This is a genomic window from Caulobacter sp. GW821-FHT10E02, assembly GCF_059415225.1.
Genome location: NZ_JBWKMV010000001.1, coordinates 901978 through 922994 on the forward strand (window position 1 = coordinate 901978; position 21017 = coordinate 922994).

At 68.3% G+C, this 21017-nt stretch carries 13 protein-coding genes; 2 read left to right on the top strand and 11 right to left on the bottom strand.

Going from position 1 to position 21017, the window contains the following annotated elements; genetic code table 11:
• Positions 1 to 76 precede the first annotated feature (76 nt).
• From AC07NI_RS04120 to AC07NI_RS04135, 4 genes are all read right to left on the bottom strand, one after another.
• Positions 77 to 1246 (bottom strand): CehA/McbA family metallohydrolase, encoded by a 1170-nt coding sequence (locus tag AC07NI_RS04120; RefSeq protein WP_494616401.1) that lies wholly within the window; start codon positions 1244 to 1246, stop codon positions 77 to 79.
• 72 nt (positions 1247 to 1318) lie between these two features.
• On the bottom strand, positions 1319 to 4210 hold the full coding sequence (locus tag AC07NI_RS04125; protein ID WP_494616402.1) for a TonB-dependent receptor: 2892 nt from the start codon (positions 4208 to 4210) through the stop codon (positions 1319 to 1321).
• A gap of 91 nt (positions 4211 to 4301) precedes the next feature.
• Positions 4302 to 5225 carry a FecR family protein gene (locus AC07NI_RS04130; RefSeq protein ID WP_494616403.1) on the bottom strand — a complete coding sequence of 308 codons (924 nt, stop codon included), beginning with the start codon at positions 5223 to 5225 and terminating at the stop codon, positions 4302 to 4304.
• Positions 5222 to 5704, bottom strand: a complete 483-nt coding sequence (locus tag AC07NI_RS04135) for an RNA polymerase sigma factor (RefSeq protein WP_494616404.1) — start codon at positions 5702 to 5704, stop codon at positions 5222 to 5224. Before AC07NI_RS04135 ends, AC07NI_RS04130 begins: the two co-directional genes overlap by 4 nt.
• 154 nt (positions 5705 to 5858) lie before the next feature.
• Here AC07NI_RS04135 and AC07NI_RS04140 point away from each other — a divergent pair, with 154 nt between their 5' ends.
• The gene (locus tag AC07NI_RS04140) at positions 5859 to 8270 is read left to right on the top strand and encodes a TonB-dependent receptor plug domain-containing protein (protein WP_494616405.1); all 2412 of its coding nucleotides are present in this window, start codon (positions 5859 to 5861) and stop codon (positions 8268 to 8270) included.
• 9 nt (positions 8271 to 8279) lie between these two features.
• Positions 8280 to 9539, top strand: a complete 1260-nt coding sequence (locus tag AC07NI_RS04145) for an aminotransferase class V-fold PLP-dependent enzyme (protein WP_494616406.1) — start codon at positions 8280 to 8282, stop codon at positions 9537 to 9539.
• On the opposite strand, the gene treF is transcribed toward AC07NI_RS04145, so the two are convergent.
• From treF to AC07NI_RS04180, 7 genes are all read right to left on the bottom strand, one after another.
• Positions 9536 to 11098 (bottom strand): alpha,alpha-trehalase TreF, encoded by a 1563-nt coding sequence (treF, locus tag AC07NI_RS04150; RefSeq protein WP_494616407.1) that lies wholly within the window; start codon positions 11096 to 11098, stop codon positions 9536 to 9538. The genes AC07NI_RS04145 and treF overlap by 4 nt on opposite strands.
• Before the next feature lie 132 nt (positions 11099 to 11230).
• Positions 11231 to 12514: a ComEC/Rec2 family competence protein gene (locus tag AC07NI_RS04155; protein WP_494616408.1), complete on the bottom strand. Its 1284-nt coding sequence runs from the start codon at positions 12512 to 12514 to the stop codon at positions 11231 to 11233.
• Between the two features lie 59 nt (positions 12515 to 12573).
• Positions 12574 to 15018 carry a TonB-dependent receptor gene (locus tag AC07NI_RS04160; protein WP_494616409.1) on the bottom strand — a complete coding sequence of 815 codons (2445 nt, stop codon included), beginning with the start codon at positions 15016 to 15018 and terminating at the stop codon, positions 12574 to 12576.
• Between the two features lie 164 nt (positions 15019 to 15182).
• Positions 15183 to 17828, bottom strand: a complete 2646-nt coding sequence (locus AC07NI_RS04165) for a TonB-dependent receptor (protein ID WP_494616410.1) — start codon at positions 17826 to 17828, stop codon at positions 15183 to 15185.
• Between the two features lie 141 nt (positions 17829 to 17969).
• A complete protein-coding gene (locus AC07NI_RS04170; protein WP_494616411.1) occupies positions 17970 to 18986 on the bottom strand; it encodes a FecR domain-containing protein in 1017 nt (338 codons plus the stop codon).
• Positions 18961 to 19581, bottom strand: coding sequence for an RNA polymerase sigma factor (locus AC07NI_RS04175; protein WP_494616412.1), 621 nt, complete (start codon positions 19579 to 19581; stop codon positions 18961 to 18963). Before AC07NI_RS04175 ends, AC07NI_RS04170 begins: the two co-directional genes overlap by 26 nt.
• Before the next feature lie 147 nt (positions 19582 to 19728).
• Positions 19729 to 20907: an ROK family transcriptional regulator gene (locus AC07NI_RS04180; protein WP_494616413.1), complete on the bottom strand. Its 1179-nt coding sequence runs from the start codon at positions 20905 to 20907 to the stop codon at positions 19729 to 19731.
• Positions 20908 to 21017: the final 110 nt, after the last annotated feature.

Here is a 21017-nt window from a genome sequence, read left to right on the forward strand (position 1 = left end):
GCCTTCCTCGAAGGCCGCCCGAGTTCTTTCATCAAGGCGCTACGCTGCTGGCCGGATTGGGCCGCACCAGCTTTCGTCAGAAGTTCGGATCGAAGTTGAAGTAGATCGGGTTCGACAGGCCGACCATGTTCCCGCTCAGCGCCATGGAGCCGGGGACCTCCGGATAGGCCGTCGGCGTACCCTCGACCTGGACGCGGTAGTAGGTGCGGCCGGTCGTGGCGGGGGTGTCGTCGAACTCGACCTTCGGCTCGGGGCCCTGCGCCGGATAACGGCCGAGCACCTCGCCGTCCTTGATCACCGTGACGGTGTAGGCGCCGTCGGCCGGGATCGCCTTGCCGGTCAGCTGGACGCGGAAGTGGACGGGCTTGCCGGTGGGCTTGGCGTTGTCGCCCATCATCATGTCCATCTTCCCGTCGGCGTCCACGTCTGCATAGAGCTCGACGCGCGGCGCGTAGGGATTGGCGCTGACCGCGACCCGGCCGTTGGTCAGGGCGTCGACCACGCCCTGCGGCGTGCGGGTCTTGGCGAAGACCCAGGTGGTCGGGGTGCCGACATAGTTGGCGGTGGCCTGGACGCTGTTGGGCTTGGCGTCGGCCGGGGTATCCGGGACGCCGTGGTGGGCGTCGCTGCCGCCGCGACCGGTCAGCTTGCGACCCGACTTCAGCATGTCGTCCCAGATCATGATGGCGTTGGCGTTCTTGGGCCACATCGCCGAGTTCCAGACCTCGATCGAGTCGACGATGTCGTAGGAGAAGCCGAAATTGTCCTTGCCGATCGGGTGGTTGGCCGACAGGTGAATGCCCAGGCTCTTCTTCACCGCCAGGATCTTGGCGTCACGCTCGTCGCGCACGTCGTACAGGCGCTGGTGCTCGTAGGGCTTGGCCGAGAAGACGTTGCCGTGGCCACGATGGGTGGTCCATTCGGCGCCGTAGAGCAGCAGCACCTTGTCCGACTTCAGCTCCGGATCGACCCAGGTGTTGTGGGCGACGTCGCCGTCGACATGGTTGTCGTGATCGGTGATGGCGATGAAGTCGAAGCCGACCTTCTCGGCGAAGGCGATGATCTTCTTCACCGGGTTGTTGGTGGATTCCTTGCTGTGGCGCGAGTGCAGGTGCAGGTCGCCCTTCAGCCAGGTCCCGTCCTGCAGGCTGGCGACGGGCGGGATCACCGGCGCCTTGGGTGCGGCGTGGGCGAGGGCGGGCGAGGCCGACAGCATCAGGGCGGCCAGAAGCGATCTTACGCGCATGTCCGTGCTTTCTTCGAAAAGGAAGGGGGATCCGGGCGACGAAGGGGAGCGCCGCCCGGATTTTCGGCGCGCTTAGAAGCGGGCGCGCACGCCGAACAGGAAGGTCCGGCCGTAGTTGGTGTAGCCAGCGAAGCGGTCCTTGCGGACGTAGTTCCACTGCACGGCGTCGGTCAGGTTGATGCCCTGGAACGAGACCGAGACCTTCGGCGTCAGGTCGTAGGAGATGTCGTAGTCGAGCGACCCGAACGCCTTGTCGTTGGTCGCCGCCAGACCCGCGCCGCCGACATCGCGCAACACGTTGCCGCGCCACGAATAGGTCAGGCGAATGGCTGCGCCGCCCTTCTCGTAGAACGCCGTGGCGCTGAAGCTGTCCTTGGCCACGTCGACCAGGTCGTCCTTGGTGACGACGCCGGCGGCGGTCGAATAGGTGCCCTGGCTTTCGGTGTGGGTGTAGTTGGCCAGGAAGCCCAGGCCGTCGAACGGCGCGGGCAGGAACTTGAAGGTTTGCTGGTAGGCCAGCTCGGCGCCGTAGACATAGGCCCCGCCGCCGTTCTGCGGCGCGGTCAGCTGATAGCTGACGCCGTCGATCAGGAAGGGCTTGGTCTGGGCGAAGACGAAGGTCGTGATGTCCTTGTAGAACACCCCACCGATCAGCGCGCTGGACGGCGCGAAGTACCATTCGGCGGTGGCGTCGTATTGCCAGGCCTCGAACGGCTTCAGGTCCGGATTGCCGCCCGCCGCGGTCAGCTGGGTGCTGGTGGCCGTGCTGAGGCGCGGGGCGATGTCGGCCAGGGCCGGGCGGGTGATCACCTTCGATGCGGCCAGGTGCATCTGGAAGTCGTTGGTGATTTCCGCCGCCAGGTTGAACGACGGCAGGAGGTTGCCGTAGCTGCGCACGAAGCTGACCGGACGCGCGAACGTGCCGTTGTCCAGATAGCCGTTCGAGGTCTGCCGGGTGTTGGCATAGCGCAGGCCCAGATCGCCACGCAGGGTCACGCCGCCGACCGGGATGCTGAACTCGGCCATGCCGTAACCCGCGCCGATCCGTTCCTTGACCTCGTAGGAGTTGCGCAGGTCGCCCCGGGCCAGGGGGGCGGCCAGTTGCTGCTGCAGGTCGGTCGAGGCGGCCAGGAACTTGTCCGGGCGCGGCTGCAGCCATTCACGCGGCAGGTCGCCGCCCACCGAGCCGAGGAAGCCCTTCACCGGGAAGGGATTGAAGAACTCGATCGGGAATTTGACGCCGACGATGCCGTTGAGCAGCGTCAGGTCGCGACGGTGATAGTCCCGGCCGCGATCCTGAATCTTGGCGCCGAAGCGCACGGCGGTGATGCCGGTGTCGCCGAACTCGCGCGTCACGTCCAGCTTGGCCGCGGCTTCATGGTCTAGGGAGTCGTTGACGCGATATTCGATCCGGCGGCCCGGCAGCAGGTTAGGATCGTTGAGGTTGGCCGCGAAATTCAGATTGGGCAGGCGCTCGCCGGCCAGGGCGTAGTCGAAGGTCACCAGACCGACCGGACCGATCAGGCGCGAACGGGTGATCGGCTTGGGCGTGTTGGAATAGGCGCGGCTATAGGTCAGGTCGGCGTCGACGGTCCATTTGTCCTTCGTCCAGGCGACGTTGCCGCCCAGGATCAGGCTCTGGTAGTCGAGCTTGGAGACCTCGCGGCCGATCTGGGTGTTGGTCTGGACCGTGGCGTGGGTCAGGACCCCGTCGGTGATCACGGCGCTGCCGGGCACGATGGCGCGCGGCGAGGCGGTCTGGAAGTCCGACGAGTAGGTCATCTCGTCATAGTCGATCTGCAGGCGGCTCCACAGCGCGTCCAGATTGACCTGCAGATTGTCGTTCGGCTTCCACTGCAGTCCGCCCGTGAGGCCGACGCGCTGGCGGTGTTCCTGCTCCAGGGTCGGACGGTTGGCCGTGGGGACCAGGATCGTGCCGGGGTCGAGGACGCCGTCGCCGTCCGCGTCGATCCGGCCGTCGATCCAGCCGGTCTGGATGATGCGGTCCTGCCGCACCGTGCGCTCGTCATAGACCGCCGAGGCCAGAAGGCCCAGCGTGCCGGCCTCGTTCTGCCAGGCGGCCAAGCCGGACAGGCGCGGATCGATGCCTTTGTCAGCTAGCTGCGAATAGCTGCCCGTCGCCGACATGGTCACGGTCGGCGCCTTGAAGTCCAGCGGCCGGAAGGTGCGCATGTTGACGATGCCGGCGATGCCGCCTTCGTCCAGCGAGGCCTTGGGGCTCTTGATCACCTCGACGGCCGAGACCAGTTCGGAGGCGAAGGTGTCGAAGCGGAACTGACGGCCGGTGGTGCCGCCGTCGCGGACGTTCTCGTTCACGGCGGCGGTGCGGCCGTTCAGGGTGACGATGTCGAACGAGGGGCCCAGGCCGCGCACGCGGACGAAGACGCCTTCACCGCGGTCACGGACGATCGACACGCCCGGCACGCGTTGCAGCGCCTCGGCGATGTTCTGGGCGGGGAACTTGCCGATGTCCTCGGCCTTGACCACGTCGATGACGTTGGTCGCCTTGCGCTTCTGGTCCAGGGCCTGGGCCAGGCTGTTGGCGATGCCGGTGACGACGATGTCCTCGACCTGGACGGGTTCTTCGGTCAGCGCCGAAGTCTGCTCCGGCGCATCGCTAGGGCGGCGGCGCCGCACGATCAGCGCGCCGGCGCTGTCTTGCGTGACGACCAGGGAAGTGCCCTGCAGCAGGTGGCGCACGGCGGTCTCGGCGTCGTAGTCGCCGCTCAGGCTGGGGGCGCGCAGGCCCTTTACCGCGTCCTGGGTGAACAGGATGTCGGCGCCGCTCTGCTTGGCCAGCTGTTCCAGCGCGCGGTCCATCGGCTGGGCCGGCAGCTGCACGTGCACCAGGCGCGACTGCGCCATGGCCACGCCGCTCCACAGAGCCGCGAGCGCGACGCCCACAGCCAAAGAACGGCGCACCCGCCGTTGTACAACGCTCATGATTATCCCCGAATGGCGCAGCTCCGGAAGTCGGAGCGCCCACTCGACGATCTCGCAGCCGTCTTCCTCACTTCCGAAATCGTGAAACTTTTTAGACGGCGTCGATGCGGATGGCGTCGGGGGTCTGGACCACCTTGACCGGCAGCAGCATGGCCACGGCGTTGGCGAAGGCGGCGGTGTCGCCCACGCGGTAGACGCCGCTCAATCGCAGCGCCGCCACGTTGGGATCGGCGACGACCAGCTTGCGCTCGGTGTAGCGGTTCATCTCCTCGCTGGCCGAGGCCAGGGTGGCGTCGCGGAAGACGGCCCGGCCGCTCTGCCAAGCCAGCAGGTCGTCCAGGTTGGGATGATCGACCGCATCGGCGCCGCCGTCCTGGCCGACCCGCAGCCGCTCGCCCACCGACAGCGCGCGCGGCGCGCCGCCGCCATCGACGTCGACCCGGCCGGCGGAGACGACGATCGCGGCCGCCCCCTTGTCGCAACGCACGTCCAACTGGCCGTTGTGAGCGGTGATCTGGCGCGTGTCGGTCTTGATGAGGAAGGGGCGCGGATCGGCCGCCAGCTCCAGGCAAACGCGGCCGGCATGGATGCGGATCTCGCGACTGTCGTCCTGCATTCGCACGCGCAGCTTGGTGGCGGTGTCCAGCAGCAGCCGGGAGCCATCGGCCAGGGTGACGCGGCGCTGCTCGCCGATCGCGGTCTCGTAGACGCCGGCCCGCGCGACCCGCCAGCTGGCCAAGCCGCCGCCGAACGCCGCCGCGGCCATCCCAGCCAGCACCGCGCGACGCGGCGGCGCGCGCTCGGGCGTGCGCTGGATGCGACCGGCGATGCCGCCGACCGAGGCCCAGACCGCCGAGGCGCGATCGAACGCCTGGGCGTTGGCTGGATCAGCGGCGATCCAGAACCGGAAGGCGGCCTCATCGGCGGCGGAGCGATCCTCGGCGTGCAGCCGCGCGACCCAGGCCGCGGCTTCGCGGACGGGTGTCGAGCGGTCGTCGGGAGCGGGCGCCGTCACCAATTTTCCATCCAATCGGTCAGAACCTCGACGGCCTTGGCCACGTGCTTTTCGACGGCGCTCTGGGTGATGCCCAACTGCGCGGCGATTTCGCGATGCTTACGGCCGTCCAGCCGGTGCATCAAGAACACCTCGCGGGTGCGTGGGCTGAGTTGATCGATACCGGCCAGCAGGCGCTCCAGCCGGTGGCGGGCGATCAGCGCCTCGTCCTGTAGCGGGAGGTCGTCGCGCACGCCGGCGATCTGCAGCTCGCTGACCTGGGAGGAGGGCGGTTGGAGCCGCTCGCGGCGATAGGCGTCGCGGCCGCCGTTCGAGGCGCTGCGGACCAGGAAGGCCTCGGCATTGTCCACGGCCGCCGCGCGCTCGGTCATCCGCACCCAGGCGTCGTGGAGCAAGTCTTCCGCGTCATCACGCCGGGTCACCCGGGAGACTTGCGCGCGCAGATAGCTCCAGCGCGAGCGGAGGTGAGCCAGACTCATCGAGGCGGTCCGAATCCGTGTCAGGAGCCGCCCCGCTAGAGCGGAACCGATACGGTTTCGTGACGGTGGAGCGTCACAGATTCGTAGCCGCACAGCCAAACCGCCGTCATGCGACCGTGACAGCTAGCCCAGCCATTGGTCTGGGGAAAAGTTCATGGCTTCGTATTCGAAATCCTGGTTGCTGGCGGCGACCAGCCTGATGGTGATGACCGCGCAATCGGCCAAGGCGGCCGAAACGGCGCCGGCGGCTGAGCCCGCGGCCGTGACCGAGGTTGACGCGGTTGTCGTCACCGGCACCCGTCAGGCCGGGCGCACCAAGTTCACGACCCTGGCGCCGGTCGACGTGCTGTCGCGTGAGTCGATCGAGGCCTCGGCCTCGCCGTCGCTGGCGGCCAACCTGGCCCAGCAGATTCCGACCTTCATCGTCCAGCGCCTGCCGACCTCGGACGGCCTGCAGTTCATCCGTCCGGCGACGCTGCGCAACCTGTCGCCCGACCAGACGCTGGTGCTGATCAACGGCAAGCGCTTCCACCGCTCGGCGTTCCTGGGCTCGCGCGGCGCGCAGGGCCCTGATCTGGCGCAGATCCCGGACTACGCGGTGGGCCGGATCGAAGTGCTGCGCGACGGCGCCTCGGCCCAGTACGGTTCGGACGCCATCGCCGGCGTCATCAACATCATGCTGGACGACAAGACCGGCTTCTCGACCTTCGGCCAGGCCGGCCAGTTCTATGAGGGCGATGGTACGGCCTATCGTCTGGGAGCCCACGCCGGCGTCGAGATCGGCGACGGCGGTCACCTGACGACCACGGTCCAATGGTCCAAGGCCGACGCCACCTCGCGCAGCCGCCAGCGGCCCGACGCCATCGCCTTCCAGCAGAGCAGCGGCATCAAGGTCGACAACCCGGTGCAGCGCTGGGGCGATCCGGACCTGAAGACCCTGCAGTTCGCCGCCGACGCGGCGCTGCCGTTGGGTCCGGTGGGCGAAGCCTACGCCTTCGGCAGCTACAGCAAGACCGACGGCATCAACGACATCAACTGGCGCAACCCGGCGGCCAACCCGGCGATCTACAAGATCGTCTCGGTGTTCCCTGGTTTCGACCTGAACAAGATCTACCCGGCCGGCTTCACGCCGCGCGAAGGCATCCACGCCCGTGACGGCCAGGCCGTGGCCGGTGTGCGCAACCGCACCAGCGACGTGTTCACCTGGGACCTCAGCGCCTCGTACGGCCAGAACGCGAGCCGCTTCTTCCTCAACAACTCGATCAACGCCTCGATGGGCCCGGCCAGCCCGTTCGACTTCGACCTGGGTCGTCTGGTCCAGCGCGAGATGAACCTGAACGCCGACGCGGTGTGGCGCCTGCCTGTGTCGGGCTTGGCCAACCCGCTGAACGTTGCGTTCGGCGCCGAGACCCGCAAGGAGACCTACCGCATCGAGGCCGGTGATCCGGCGTCCTACGCGGTCGGTCCCGGCGCGGCCCTGGGCCTGGCCCCCAACTCGAACGGCTTCCCGGGCTTCTCGCCCCAGCAGGCCGGCTCGTGGAGCCAGCGCAGCTACGCCGGCTATGTGGACGTCGCCGCCGACCTGACGGAAAAGCTGAACGTGGACGGCGCGCTCCGCTACGAGCACTTCTCCGACTTCGGCGAGACCTGGAACGGCAAGGTCGCCGGCCGCTACGAGTTCACCCCGAACGTGGCGATCCGCGCCTCGTACAACACCGGCTTCCGCGCCCCGACGCCGGGCCAGGTGAACAGCACCAGCACCTCGCAGGGCCTCGACACCGTCACCCTGCAGCTCTTCACGTCCGGTCGTCTGTCGCCGGTCAACCCGGTCGCCGCTTTCCTGGGCGCCAAGCCGCTGAAGCCCGAGAAGTCCAAGACCTTCGCCGGCGGTCTGGTGTGGCGCACGGACGTGGGCCTGTCGGGCTCGGTGGACGGCTACAGCATCGACGTCAACGACCGCTTCTCGAGCTCGCCGACGATCACAGTGACGCCGGCCATCCGGGCCCAGCTGGCCACCCTGGGCCTGCCCGGCGCGACGTCCTTCACCTCGATCAGCTGGTTCACCAACGACTTCGACACCCGCACCCGCGGCATCGACGTGGTGGTCAACTATGACCATGCGGTCGGCCCGGGCGTGCTCGGCCTGACCGGCGCCTACAACTACAATGAAACCAAGGTGACCTCGGGCTCGCTGACCGCCAGCGAGACCTCGCGCCGGACCTTCGAGGAATCCCGCCCGAAGAACAACTTCACCGGTTCGGCCAGCTACACGGTCGGCAAGCTGAAGCTGCTGGCGCGGGCCCGCTACTACGGCAAGTGGACGGACTCGACGGGCAACGCGACCGGCGACATCTTCCAGCAGTTCGGCGCGATCACCTTCATCGACGTCAACGCCGCCTGGAAGTTCAACGACAAGATGACCGTCCGCGTCGGCGCCGAGAACGTCTTCGACACCCACCCTGACGAGGCGGTGTTCCAGGCCAGCCGTGGTCTCGTCTATTCTCGTAACTCGCCGTACGACACCAACGGCGGCCAGTACTACGCGCGCATCGACGTGCGCTTCTAAGGGGTCTTCATGGTCGAGCTCTCGCGCCGTAGCCTTCTCGCAGCCGCGGCGGCCAGCCCGGGCGTCGCCGTCGCGGCGCCTGGACTAGGCCAGGGAGCCGGCCAACCCCAGGACGAGGCCTATTGGGCCAAGGTCGCGGCCCTGTACGACCCGCCGCCAGCCGGCGTGATCCAGCTGGAGAACGGCAACTTCGGCGCCATGGCGCGGTCGGTGCGGGCGGCCTATGCCGTCCACACCGACCGGGTCAACCGCGAGACCACCCTCTATACGCGCGGGACCATCGGCCAGGACCTGAAGGCCGTGCGCGTCAAGGTCGCCGCCCTGCTGGGCGTGGGCGTGGACGAGATCGCCTTCACCCGAGGCGGCACCGAGTCCATGCAGGCCCTGATCGGCGGCTACAACAAACTGAAGCCCGGCGACGGCGTGCTCTATGCCGACCTCGACTACGACAGCATGCAGGTGTCGATGGAGTCGCTGGCCCGGGTGCGGGGCGTGCGGGTCCATCGCATCGACCTGCCCGAGCCCGCCACCCGCGAGAACGTGGTCGTGGCCTATGACCAGGCGCTGGCCCAGCGGCCGGACGTGAAGCTGCTGCTGCTGACCCAGCTCAGCCACCGCACGGGCCTGGTGGTCCCGGTCGCCGAGATCACGGCGGCGGCGCGGGCGCGGGGCGTCGACGTCCTGCTCGATTCCGGCCACGCCCTGGGCCAGTTCGATTTCTCGCTGACGGCCATGGGCGTCGCGTTCGCCGGCCTGACCCTGCACAAGTGGATCGGCGCGCCGCTGGGCGTGGGGATCGTCTATATCCGCCGCGACCGGATCGCCGACATCGACCCGTCGCCTCTGGAAAAGCCGTCCGACCGCATCGACGCCCGCGTCCATACCGGCACGGTCAATTTCGCCGCCGTGCTAGCGGCGTCAGAGGCCATCGACGTGCATAGCGCGATCGGGGTCACGGCCAAGGCCGCCCGCCTGCGCTATCTGCGCGACCGCTGGGTGGGGCAGGTCCGGTCGCTGCCCGGCGTCCAGGTGCTGACCCCGGACGATCCGGATCTGCACGCCGGCATGACGTCCTTCCGCCTGACGGGACGTACCGGCTTCGCCGACAACGCCGACCTGCGGAAGGACCTCTTCGCGCGCGACAAGATCTTCACGATCGAGCGCGACGGTCCGGCGAAGGGCGCCTGCATCCGGGTGACCCCCAGCTTCTGGAACACGCCGGCCGACATGGACCGCCTCGCCGCCGCCATCCGGGCGCGGGCGGTCTAGTTTCCATAGAGGTCGAGCAGCGCGCGGGTGACGCCGTTGGTCCAGCCGAAGCCGTCCTGCAGCGGATACTCCCCGCCGCCGCCGGCCTTGGCCTCCTCGACGTCGTACTTCTCCAGCATCTTGCCGCTGGCCTGGTATTCGCGGTCCACGGTGGCCAGCCAGCGCTCGGCGACGGTCCGGGCCAGGGCGTCCTCGCCGTAGCGGCGCAGGCCCGAGACCGCCACCCATTGCAGCGGCGCCCAGCCGTTCGGCGCGTCCCACTGCTGGCCCGTGGCGACCGTGGTGGTGCGCAGGCCGCCGGGCGCCAAGAGCAGGGACCGGGTGGCGACGGCCACGGCCTTGGCCTGGTCCGCGCTCGCCGCGCCGACGAACAGCGGATAGAGCGTCGCGGCGCTGGCACGATCCAGCCGCGCGCGATCACGCCACTGGTAGTCAAGGTAGAGACCGCGTCCGGCGTCCCAGAGGAAGGCGTCCATAGCCGCCCTGCGAGCCTTGGCGCGGCCGCTGAAGTCATCGACACAGGCCTTGTCCGCCAGGGTCTCGCAGCCCTCGGCGATGGCGGTTTCCAGACCGTACATCAGGCTGTTGAGATCGACCGGGAGGATGGCCGTGGTCTGGATGGTCTTGAGCGTCTTGCCATCGGCCAGCCAGCGCGAGCTGTAGTCCCAGCCGCTCTCGGCCCCCGCGCGCAGGTCGCGAAACACCTCGGCGGCCGGACGGCCGGAGACCTCGCGGGCGGTCAGCACGTCCTCGCGCCAGGACTCGTCACGCGGCGTCGCCCGGTCGTCGAAATAACGGTTGAGGATCGCGCCGCCCGGCAGGGCGACCACGCGGCGATGGGCCTGTCCGAGCTTCAGGCCCGTCTCGCCGTCCATCCAGAAGGCGTGTTCGCGGCGCATCAGGTCGACGCGCCGCTTGAAGCGCGCCCGGTCGGTCCTGTCCGCGAGCCCGACCATGGCGAAGTAGAACGGCGGCTGCGAACGGCTGAGATAGTAGGTCCGCGCGCCGTTGGGAATGTGGCCGTGGGCGGCGATCAGGTCGCCGAAATCATCGACCATGCTCTCGACAGCCTGGTCCTGCCCGTCGGCCTTCAGGCCCAGCATCGTGAAGTAGCTGTCCCAGTAATAGATCTCGCGGAAGCGGCCGCCGGGCACGACGAACGGCTTGGCCATCGGCAGGGCCGAACCGCCCTCGACGGCGACGACCGGTGGGCGCGTCAGCACCGGCCAGAGCGCGGCGATGTGGGCCTTTAGGCTGGCGCGGGCGCTGGATGGCGGCGGGATCGGCGGGTCTTCAGGCAAGACGAAATTGGCGCGCACGAAGCGCTTCAGCTCCGCGTCGGTGAAACGGGCATGGGCGCGATAGCGGGCCATGATCGAGGCGGGCGGGCGCTTTGGCGTCGCATCGACGAAGGTCTTCCCGTCCGGGAACAGCCGCCGCATCTGCACCTGCTGGAACAGGTCGCCGAAGAGATCCGCCGGCGTGGCGACTTCGGCGGCGTGGGCGGGAAGGGCTGTCAGGAAGGCGGTCGCCAGCGCCGCGCGCCACAAGGTCTTCATCTGGGTCTTCTCGTGCGGAGGTCGAACCAAAAAGGAGGCGGGCGCCGGCGAACCGGCGACCCGCCTCGGGGGTGATCGAACCGATCGCCCGCCTTGCCGGTCGAAGGGGAGGCGCCGGCAAGAAACGCTGAGTTACTTCGACAGGTAGGGCCCGAACCGCTTGGTCACTTCGCGCCGAGCATCGGTGTCGTTGAGGACATAGACCTCGTACTGATCGCCGCCGGGCGCGACGCGGATGACGACGTGGCCGTTGTAGCTCTTGTAGAGGCTGTCCATGATCGGCCCGATTGCGGCCCGGGTCTCCGGGGCCATGCCGGTGGAGAAGACGTCGCGGGGGCCTGGGTAGAGACCCTTCGACGCCATGCGGGTGACGACTTCCTCGCCCGGCTGCGGCGAGAGCCAGTTCTCCTGCACCATGACGCGCGGGGCCAGGTTGCGCAGGATGTTCTCGTTGATCGTGTCGCGGTTGCCGTGGTGGTCCAGCAGCATGACGTCGACGGGGCCGACGACGGCCGACACTGGCGTCTCGATGTCGCGCCACCAGGGCTGGGTGTAGTTGGGCACGCCCGGGATATCGCCGCCGGAATAGTACTTGAACCGGCCGTAGGCGACCGTCAGCACGTTGCTGAACGGGTTCTCGTCGAAGCCGCAGTCGGTGACCGCGCCCTTGGGGATGTAGTCCTGTGTCTCATCGCGGGCGCCGGTCCAGATGACGCCGCTGGAGGCGATGTTGCGGACATGGAAGGTCGGATAGGCGTCGGCCTTGGCCAGCTTGATCTGGTCCAGCGCGCCGGGCTTGAGCCCAACCACGGTCTGGCCGTGCTTCATCCGGTAGTCGGCGAAGTCGAGATAGTTGGCCAGCGACAGGCCGTTGGAGCCCGGCAGGCCGCCCGGGCCGGCGCACTTCCGCAGGTCGACCGGATAGTCGTAGGCCGGCGCGGCGCGGTCGACCAGCTTGGCGATCGGCACGAGATCGGCTAGCTCGGTGATCCCCGCCAGGCGATAGGCGCCGGTCCTGGACATCGGCTTGTCAGGCGTGATCGTGCCCATGTGGTCGGTGTGGAAGTGCGTGATCAGCGCATAGTCCAGCTTCACCGGACGGGCGGCCGGCGCGAACTGGCGGATGTAGTCGGCGATCCAGTAGGCGGCCGAGTGTTCGCCGTCGGGCAGGGGCGGAAACGCCTTCAGCGGCTTGACGATCTCGGCGAACTTCGGATCGGCCTCACCGGCGTCGATCAGCATGGTCGTGCCGTCGGGCAGCACGAAATAGGTCGCGTTGCCGCGTCCGGTGCTGATGTGGTGGATGTAGAGATAGCCTTGCGACCAGGCCGGCAGCGCTGCCGGCGCGGCGAGGGCGGTCGTGGCCGGCGCCAGGACCACGGCGAGCGCCGCGAGCGCGGCGCGGAACGTCTTCATGATGGGGGATCCTTGGAAAAGGGACTGGCCCGAGCCGAGGCCCGAGCCAGTCGAGGGGCCTAGAACTTCATCCGCAGGCTGACCTGGTAGTTCGGTCCGAACAGCGGGCGACCCAGGAAGACGCCACCGGCGCCGACGCCGCTGCCGACCACGCGGGTGTTGCCCTCGGTGATCGCCAGCTTGTTGGTGACGTTGGTGCCGGTGACCGCCAGCTCCATGCCGTTCTTCAGGGCCAGCGAGGCGCCCAGGTCCAGCGTCGCGTACTTCGGCAATGGCTGCAGGTTCTGCAGGTCGGCGAAGCGCTGGGTCACGTAGGTCCCGGTGGCGTACAGCGTCAGGCCGCCGGCCGGGGTGTCCAGCGTGTAGCTGGGCGTGACGCGGGCCTGGAAGTCGGGGTTACGCAGCACCTGGTTGCCGGTGATGCCCGGGCCGCCGGCCACGTACTTGCCGTGCTGGTAGTCGCCCGACACCGTCAGCGAGAAGTTCTGGAACGGGCGGATGACGCCGTCGAACTCCAGGCCGTAGGTGTCCGAGCTGGTCAGGTAGCGGACCACCGTGCCGTCGGCCAGGATCTGCGAGCTCGGCTGGCCCCGGAACGTGTTGTAGAAGCCGGTCAGGTTGACAGCATACCAGGCGCCGCGCGTCTTGAGGCCGCCCTGCAGTTGATCGACCTTGGTGACGGCGGTCACGCCGTTGCGCAGGTCGTCGAAGACCGGCAGGGCGTAGCCCTTGTTGTAGCCGATGAAGGCGTTGACGCCCGAGGTGAGCTCGTAGTTGGCGTTGACGTTGAACGCGCCCTTCGAGCCGCTGTAGTGGACCGGCTTCGAACCCGGTAGCAGCACCGAAGCGCCGACGTCGTAGAGCGCCAGCGGGTCGGTGGAGATGTTTTGCTTGGCCGAGTTCTGGAAGCTGGCGTCGATCTCTTCCCACTCGTAGCGGACGCCGGCGTCGAACCGCAGGCGCTCGGTGACCTCCCAGTGGTCGTTCAGGAACAGCGCCGTGTTGCGGCCGCTATAGACGTTGTGCAGGGCCAGGGCGGTCGGCGTGTAGACGCCGCTGCCGTTGGTGATCTTCACGCCGTTGTCGAGCACCAGGTTGATCGGCTGGGCGTGGTTCTGGACCGTCATCAGCTGGTTGTGGCCGGTCAGCCAGGTGTCGTCCGAGCTGTAGTCGGCGTAGTAGACGCCGCCGGTCAGGGTGTTGCCGCTGAAGATCTCGCGCGACAGACGGGCCTCGTCCTGGAACGACTTGATCTTCTTGACGACGTAGAAGACGCCGACGCCGATCACGTTCTGGTTCATGTCGGTGAGGGCGGTCCCGGTCGCGATCGAGGTGGCGACGCCGCCCGTCGCGTTGCGGCCGGCGGCGGCGGTCGCCGCCGCATTAGCATTGGCCGTCGCCACCTGGGTGGCGATGAAGGAGCCCAAGGTCACCGGCGTGGCGCCGGTGAACTGCGCGATCGTCGGCGTCGTACCGGCCGAATAGGCCATCTTGTTGGTGAAGGTGAAGTCGCCGAACTTCCGGTCGAAATCGAACCCGACCAGATGAATGTCGACGCCCCGGCCGCGCGCCAGGTCCACCGTCTTGGACAGCGGCGTATTGGCGCCATTGGAGGCGACGTCGAACGTCACGATCCGCGTGGCGTTGCCCAGGAAGGTGTCGCGGGTCGGATCGAAGCCCGGGAACGGGTGCAGCTTGGCGTCATTGCCCGTGCCCGAGCGCAGCAGCGGGATCGGCGTGAAGAAGGCGTTGCGGTCGTAGGTCTGACGTCCGTAGAGCGTGGCCGAGCCGTTCTCGAACTCGCGCGTCAGGGTGCCGACGACCTGGTAGCCCTGGTCGGCCGGGAACTGGGTGTTCCGCACGCCCTTGGACGTCCGGTAGAAGCCGCCGAGGCTGCCGTACCAGCCATTGCCGAGGTCCGCGCCATAGTAACCATCGGCGCGCATCAGCTTGCCGGTGCCGTAGGTGAATTGGGCGAGGCCGCCCGGATCGGACTTGCCCGTCTTCTGCACCCAATTGACCGTGGCGCCGGGCTGGCCGTTGCCGAACAGCACGGCCTGGCCGCCGATCGTGGCCTCGACGCGCTTGACGGTCTCGTCGAGGCGGAACTGGGTCGAGTTGTCGAGGAACGACAGGCTGGGCACCGGATAGATCGGCAAGGAGTCGATCTGCATGGTCACGAACTTGGCGTCGCCGCCGGTCGGGAAGCCACGGACGGCGATGTTCGGGCCCGAGACGCCGCCGGTGGTTTCGGCCCAGATGCCGGGCACTTGTTTCAGGACGTCGGCGGCGCTGATCGGCGCGGCGGCCCGGATCGCTTCGCTGCTCAGCGAGGTGACCGCGTAGCCGGCTTCCAGCTTCTTCTGGCCGTTCGGATTGGCCGAGCCGACGACGACGATCTCGTCGACCGTGGCGGCGTTGGTGTCGGACTGGGTTTGCGCTGCAGCCGGAAACGCCACGGCGGCGACGCTGGCGAGCAGAGACATTCGTACGGTCAGGTTCATGGGCTATCCCCCTGGAAAGTCGGGCGGATCGCGCGCTTGATGACGTCTTGGGCGACGCGCGCATCCGCGGTTGGCGGAGGCGCGCCGGGTGACCCGCTTCCGAAAACTAGATGCGGCGGGCTCGGCAAATCCGGCTAAGGGCCGGAAACTTTTTTAGCGGCGTGTCAGAAACGGTAGCCGAACGACAGGCTCAGGTTCCGGCCGAACAGCGGCCTGGCGATGATCGGGCCGGACGACAGGACGTCGCCCAGCACGCGCGTGTTGCCTTCCGTGAGACCGAAGGTGTCGAGCAGGTTCTGCGCGACGAGATCGGCATAGAGGCCGTTGCCCCACTCTGCGTGCAGCCCGGCGTCGACCGTCGAATAGGCCGGCAGCCTCTGGAGGTTCTCGACGTCCGAATAGCGCTCGCCGACATAGGTGTAGGTGGCGCGCAGCTTCAGCGCGGTGCGGGCGACGCGGATGCTCCAGGCGGGCGAGACCGAGAACTGAACCTTCGGCTGGCGCACGACGCGGTTGCCGGTGTTGGCGCCGAACCCGCGATAGCGGCCGTCGCCGTAGGTGCCGCGCAGCTCGATGTTCCAGTGCGGAGCCGGGGTGACGTCGGCGTCGAGCTCGACGCCCGCCGCATGGGCCCCGCCGAGCAGGACGATCGATCCGACCGTGCCGTCCGGCTGGGCCAGCAGGCGGGTGAACTGAAGGCCTGAGAACCGATTGACGAAGACGTTCACCGACGAGCGGATCGGCCCGGCGATGAAGTCGGCGCCAGCCTCCAGCACATCTGCCGACTGGTCCCGCCGGCCGCCGATCCGCAGCTTCTCGAAGCTTTGCAGGTTGGAGCCGTGGTTGAAGCGGGCGTGCAGGGTCAGCCGGTCGGGGACCATCCGGTGAACGACTCCAGCCGTCCAGGACAGCTGATAGGCGTCGTTGCCCAGCCGCGTGGACGAGCCCAGCAGCAGCGCGCCGTTGTTGTCGTAGAGCGTGCGCGGATCGCCGTCGAAGTCGGTATTGGCCTGAGTGTTACGGACGCTGCCGCTTAGCGACTGGTGTTCGAGCCTGACCCCGGCGTTGAGGTTGGTCCGCTCCGAGACCGTCCACCTGTCGCTGAGGAAGAGCGCGACGTTGATGCTGTTGCTGCCGCCGACGATCTGGCTGGTGGCGGCGCTGACGAACCCGTCGCGGCTGGCCTGGACGCCGTTGTCGAGGCGCAGGTCGACCCGCCGGGCGTTCGGCTCGGCCAGCAGCAGCAGGTTGTTGCCCAGATAGCGGACGTCGTCGGACTTGTAGCCGGCGATGTAGAGGCCGCCGGTCAGCCTGTGGCCGTCGCCAAGGGTTCTGGAAACCCGAAGCTCGTCGGTGAACGACGCGATCGTCTTCTTCACCGACCACAGCCCGGCGGTCAGCACGTAGCGGTCGGGAGAGACGGATGCGCCGGTCGCGGCCAGGACCGCCTGGCCCGAGGACGCGCGTCCCGCCGCCATGACGACGCGAGGATCGGCGTTCGCGCGCGCCACGGTGTCGGCGATGTATTGGCTCAACGTGGTCGGCACCGGGCCTGTGAAGAGGCCCGTCGTATTGGCGTCGCCAGTGGTGACGTTGAAGCGGTTGGTCACCTGGGTCTGTTCGTCCGGGGACCATTCCAGACTCGAACCGGCCACGAAGAGGTCGAGACCTCGGCCCTGATCCAGATCGACGGGGAGGCGCTTGCCGGGGCCGATCTGGATCGACAGGTTGTGAGTGTCCGAGCCGATCAGGGTGTCCCGCAGCGGATCGAAGCCGGGCAGGGCGCTGAAGCCGCCGTCGCCGTCGGCGATCAGTGGCGCGCCCGTATAGAAGGCGTTGCTGTCGCGCGTGTAGCGGGCATAGGCGGTGACCGTGCCGTCGGTGAAGTCGTGGGTCAGGTTGGCGGTGATCTGGCCGCCCCGATCGGCCAGGAACTGCGTGTTCCGGATGCCGTCGGAGGTCCGGTAGAAGCCGCCGATCGCGAACACCGTGTCGGGCGTCAGCGGACCGGTCAGATAGCCGTCGGCGCGGCGCGTGCCGTAGTCGGTGGTGGTCAGCCGCAGCCCGCCCTTGAGCTCCGGCGTGCCGGTGCGCTGGATGAAGTTGATCACCGCGCCGGGCTGGCCGTTCGACAGGATCTGGCTGGCGCCGCCGCGCAGGATTTCGACGCGCTGGATCATGTCATCGACGCGGAAGAGCGTGGTGTTCTCGCTGAAGGCCAATTCGGTCGGCGGGAAGATCGGTGCGCCGTCCAGCTGGACAGTCAGGAAGGGCGCGTCGCCCGTGGTCGGGAAGCCGCGCACGAAGACGTTGGCGCCCGTGGCCCCGCCGGTGGTCTCGGCCCAGATGCCCGGCGCCAGCTTGAGCAGGTCGGCGGTGTTGTTCGGCGCCAGCTCATGGATCCGCTCGAGCGAGGCGGTGGTGATGGCTAGGCCCGCGTCCAGGCGACGCTCCGGCGATATCGTCCCGGTGACGACGATGTCGGAGACCATATCGGTCTCGGTCTTGGGCGGCGGCGCTGAAACCTTGCGGCTCGGCTCGGCCTTTCGCGGCCCTGTCGCCACGCGCGACCGGGCGGCGAGGCTGATGGCGTTGGCGGTGCGCGCGGCGACATAGAGGTCGGTTCCCGCCAGTAGCTTGCGTAGGCCGTCCTCGATGCTGAAGCGCCCCTTGACCGCCCGCGTCCTCAGGCCAACCAAGCCCGCCGGCGACACGATCTGGACCCGGGCCTGGCGCGCGAATTCCGGAATGGCGGTGACCGCCGGCTGTTCGGCGACGTCGAACCGGACCTGCTGGGCGAGCGCGGACATGGGCGCGGCCGCCAGCAACGGTGCGATGATCGCGCCTGTCAGCCGCGCGGGAAACACGTGTCGCCTCCTGACGAAGGGTGCGCGCCCGCGCGCGGAATGAAGGGCCCCGTTGGGTAGATGCGTGGGCGCGAAACTTTCCGGCTATGCCGAAGCGATTTTTTTCGAGGAAATCCGAATGACCTCGCCGTGGCTGTCGACGACGCCGCCAAAGCTGGCCGCGATGGCCGTCGCGAAGCCCTTGGGATCATTGGCTTTGAACAGGCCGGTGATCCGCTGCCGGGCCAGCTCGGGATCGGCCACGACGATCCGGACCGAGCCGTAGCGATCGAAGTCGCGGACCGCGTCGCCCAGCAGATCGCCGCCGAACGACAGCATGCCCTCGCGCCAGGCCAGGAGCTGTTCCTGCCGCGCGGCGGCCATGGATCGCACGCCGCTGGCTTGCAAAGGCGCGCCGGAAGCGAGGGTGAGGACATGATCCTTTTCGACCGTGACGGTTCGTTTCGGTCCGAACATGCCGCGCGATTGTGAAGCTCGCAGCGTTCCCCGAGTGACGAGCGCCATGATCGGCGCCTTCTCCAGGCTCTGGAGGCCGAAGGCGCCTTCGAGCGTCTCCAGCACAAGATCGCCGGCCCGCACGATCAGGGGCGGGTCCCGCGTCGTGGGCACGTCGAGGAACAGCTTGCCGCGCACCAGTTCGAGCCTTCGGTCGTCGGACGAGGCGGCGATGTCGACGCGGGTGTCGGTGTCGAGGGTCAGGGTCGCGCCGCCCTTCAGGGCGATATGGCGGATTTCGCCGACGCCGCTTTCCAGCGTGCGATGGCGGCCGGCGCCGACCACATAGGCGCCCGCGAACGATGCGGCGAGCGCGACCGCGCCGCCGCCCAGGGCCATCCGCCGGTTCAGCGTCCGGGGGCGAGGCGCGGGGAGGGGCGTTTCCTCCGGGGCGGGGTCTGTCTCGGGCATCTGGCCCAGCGCCACGGCGCGCTCGGCATGGATCCACGCGGCCTGGGCGCGGACGAAGGCGCCGAGGTGACGGCTGTCACCTTCCAGCCATCGGTCAAGCTCTGCCCGATCCTCCGCCGTCAGCCCGCGCTCAGCCTTGGTCGCCCAGATCGTGGCGACGTCCTCTATTTCACTGGCTGTTTCGCGTTCGGGCATTCGATGGTTTGACCTCTACAACCGTAGGGTCCTGTGTGGGGTCCTGTACCCTAGATGACTTGGCGGCGGCATTTCCGCCAACGCCAAATTGCGCCAGCAGGAATTTCAGCCCCTTCGCGCTGTACTTTTCGACCGTGTGCTCGGCCAGACCCAGCTTCTGCGCGGTCTCGCGCTGGGAGAGGCCATCGACGCGGCGAGCCCAGAAGACCTTGCGGACTTGCGCGGGCATCTCCTCGATAGCGGCCTCGACGCGGCGCAGTTCGCGCTTGCCGTGGGCGTGCTGCTCGGGGCTGGGTGCGTCGTCGATGTCCCCCAGCGCTGCCAGGTCGGCGATCGAGCCGATGGCGACGATCTTGCTGCGGCGCAGCCCCTGCAGGAACACCGACCGGGCGACTTGGAAGGCGTAGGTCTTCGGATCGCGGATCGAATCGACGCTCTCCAGCTTGGCCAGGATCGCGTAGGTCTCCTGCACGATGTCGTCGATATCGGCGTCGGAGATCTGCGTCGTGCGGCGAATCCAGGCGCGCATGGCGGGTTCGTGCGGGAGCACGTGCGCCGCTAACCACCGACTGCGAACGAGATAGGGCGCCTGCATAAGGTCCGCATCGCACGGGTTTGTAACAGCTGTGCGTAGGTCGCCGCGACGGACCTCTTCCGGGTCGTGGTCGATGGCATGCGCCCAGTTCGTGCCGCGAGATTGGTCAGGCCCGGAGACGCAGGTCAACGCCTTCGTGGTTGCGCCCTAGGCGAAATAGGCCGCGCGCAGGGGCAGCATGGCCGCGCCGATGGCGGCGGCGTGACCCGGCGTCTCGCTGGGCGTCAGGCGGGCGGTGGGGCGCGGGACCAGGCGGCGTTTCTGGTCGAACAGCTCGATGTGACTGATCATCCGCCGCGCCAGGTCGGGCGGCGTGCGGCCGCCGATCACGATCGCCTCGAGGTCCAGGATCGCCGTGGCGTTCGAGGCGATGATCGACAGCGAGTCGCGGACCCGGGCGATCCATTCGTCGATGGCCGGCCAGCTGGGGTCGTAGGCCTCGATCATCTCGTCGACGGTGTCGAAGCGCTGGCCGCCCTGGGCCACGATCAGACGCAGCAGCTCCAGATTGGGGAACGGATAGATGTTGCCCGGCAGGCCGCCCGCGAACTCGCCGGCGTTGCCGAACCGGCCGCGCCATAGCTCGCCGTCCAGCACGACGCCGCCGCCGACCCCGGCCCCGAGATAGAGATAGGCGAAGCTCCTGGCCCAGCGGCCGACGCCGATCATCGCCTCGGCCATGGCGGCGGCGCTGCCGTCGTTCTCGGCGAAGGCGGGCAGGGCGTAGCGTTCGGAGAACAGCTGGGCGATGTCGAGCCCGGCCCATTCCTCCAGGCTGTGGGGCGTGTTGAAGCCGGGCGCGTCGCCGATGAACGAGCCGGCGACGCTGATCCCCAGGCCCGCCAAGTTCTCCAGTGGCCGTCCCAGCGCGGCGGCTGCTTCGGCCAGGGCCGCGTCGGTCCAGGCCAGCACCTTGGCCACGGGCATCGCACCCATCCGCGTCTTGCGCTCGAAGCGGACATTGCCGGCGAAGTCGACCGCCGCCAGCGCCACCGCGTCGGCCATCACCGCCACGCCCAGGCCATAGGTGTGATCGGGCGCCAGGTGGATCAGGGTGGACGGGTAGCTGCGCTTGCCCAGGCTGGCCTTCTCGCCGAACACCACCATGCCCTGGGCGGTGAGGCCGCCCACGAGGCGCGAGACGGACTGCTGTGTCAGCTCCGTGGCCTCGATCAGCGCCGCCTGGGTCGTCCCGCCACGACGGAACAGCAGGCCCAGCAGCCGGCGCTCGCTGCGGGTTAGTTCCGGAGGGCGCGAAGGCGGGGCGGAAGCGTCCATGCGGCCCTCATAGCGCGACTCGATCACGGCGCAATCCATCTCACGCATGAAAAGTGAGATTCTCGATCTCGGCTCTGTACTTCGTCACATAATGTACGCATAAAAAGTGCAATAGCGCATCGAACAGTCTCGTTCCAGGTTGCATTGCACTTGTGGCG